At 60.5% G+C, this 2021-nt stretch carries 2 protein-coding genes; both read left to right on the top strand.

Features of this window, described 5'->3' with window-relative positions:
- The coding region (locus RMO15_RS20575) for a sulfatase-like hydrolase/transferase (RefSeq protein ID WP_309716330.1) at positions 1-1023 on the top strand (1023 nt) is incomplete at its 5' end.
- Positions 1024-1168: 145 nt separating this feature from the next.
- Positions 1169-2021: Gfo/Idh/MocA family oxidoreductase (locus RMO15_RS20580; RefSeq protein ID WP_309716333.1), on the top strand; the 853-nt coding region annotated here is incomplete at its 3' end.

Below are 2021 nucleotides of genomic sequence, written 5' to 3' on the forward strand. Positions count from 1 at the left end.
GGCTGGGGAAGCTGGAACGAGGGCCGTAGTCCCAAGGCGGAGAACCTCAACCAAGTCGCGATCCCAGAGCTGGACGAATTGGTTAAAGGCGAGGCACCCTTCTTTCTCTTTCTGCGTCACATGGACCCGCACGCGCCCTATCTCCCGCCCGCGCCCTACGAGCGGATGTTCTACCATGGCAACGAGACCGACCCGGAAAATACGTCCATGGAGCCCGTGATGAGCTTCAAGCCCTTCTGCGACTTCTTCGCCAGCTGGATGCCGCCGGGAATCTCGGACAAGGACTACGTCATCGCGCAGTACGACGGGGCGATTGCCTACATGGACGCGTGCATCCAGACGATCTTCACGGCGCTCGAAGCACACGGTATCTACGACGAGACCCTGATCATTCTCAACGGCGATCACGGCGAGACGCTCTACGACCACGAGTGCTGGTTCGACCACCACGGTATCTACGACACGACCCTCCATGTGCCGCTGATCATCCGCTACCCCGGCCGCGTTCCGGAGGGCAAGCGGGTCTCGGGCTACACGCAGCATAAAGATTTGGTGCCAACGATTCTAGAACTTGCCGGAATCGAGACCGAGCGCAGCTTCGATGGCAACAGCGTCCTCCCGCTCATCTCCGGCGAGGAAGCGTCGCACGAGAGCGAAATCTATATCACCGAGTGCACCTGGATGCGCAAGCACGGCTGGCGCACCCCGGAGTGGAAGCTGATTGTCGCGCTGGAGCCCGACTTTCACTTCAAGCCCGAGATCGAGCTCTACAACCTGATCCAGGACCCCGATGAGAACCACAACCTGGCGGAGAGCGAGCCCGAGGTGGTAGCGCTGCTGAAAAGTCGCATGGATGCCTGGATCGCCAAGCGCGAGGCGGAGACGGGCCTGACCAACCCCATCCATACCCAGGGCGACTGGCACGGACACACCGGAGTCGGGCCGTTTACATCGAGCCAGCAGGCCTACGACACGATGCATATCGGCGATCCGGGGCAGGCGGCGAAGCTACAGGGGAAATAAGTCCCGCCCGTGAGAGGGGCGGGACTGGAGAGCCTACGGCTGCAAAGGCCGTTCCGGCCATCCGAGTTGACATGGCCGCTTGCGGCCTTCGTAGCGCGAAGCGCTCTACAGCCACCCCGTTCTAATCGGGGTGGGGAGAAAAAATATGAGCTTAAGAGTGGCCGTAGTTGGCCTTGGTGGAATTGGCAATACCCACGCGGGTGTTTATATGAAGCGGGAAGACTGCGAGCTGGTCGCGGTCTGCGATATCTTGCAGGAGCGCACGGATAAGGCTGCTGAGAAGTACGGCTGTCCGGGGTTCTACACGATTGCGGACATGCTGGCAAGCGGGATTCAGATCGACGCCGTGAGTGTCTGCTCGGCGGGCAAAGAGAACGGCGGCGATCACTACACCCCGACCATGGAGATTCTTGCGGCGGGAATCCCGGTGCTCGGGGAGAAGCCGATCTCCAATGAGATTGCGAAGGCCGAGGAGATGGTCGCGCTGGCCAAGGAGAAAAATCTTAGGTATGGCATCAACCTGAACCACCGGTTCACGCCCGCGGCGTTGCGAGCCAAGGAGTGGATTGCAGAGGGGCGCCTCGGTGAGGTCAATATCATCAACATGACGATGTGGATCAACAACCCCAATGAGACGTCGCCCTGGTTTCATATCCGCGCCCTACACCCGCACTCGCTCGATGTGATGCGCTTCTTTGGCGGTGATGTCGAGAAAGTGCAGGCATTCTTCAAGCGTGGCCCCAAGACCGATGGCCCCGATGGCAAGCGCATCTGCTGGTCCAATGTGCAGGCGAACCTGCTCTTTAAGAACGGAACCATCGGGCACCTGACGGGCAGCTACGACGCAGGCGGGAGCTACGGCCTCGAAACCCTGGAAGTGGTGGGCTCCGAGGGGCGCTTTGTGTTGGTGGATGCCTGCGAGCACCTGACCTACTACCCACGCCGCTCCCGCCAGACCGAGACCTACGACTATCTAGGTGGGATGATGAGCTTTGGCG

The organism is Armatimonas sp., from assembly GCF_031410135.1.
Classification (GTDB): Bacteria; Armatimonadota; Armatimonadia; order Armatimonadales; family Armatimonadaceae; genus Armatimonas.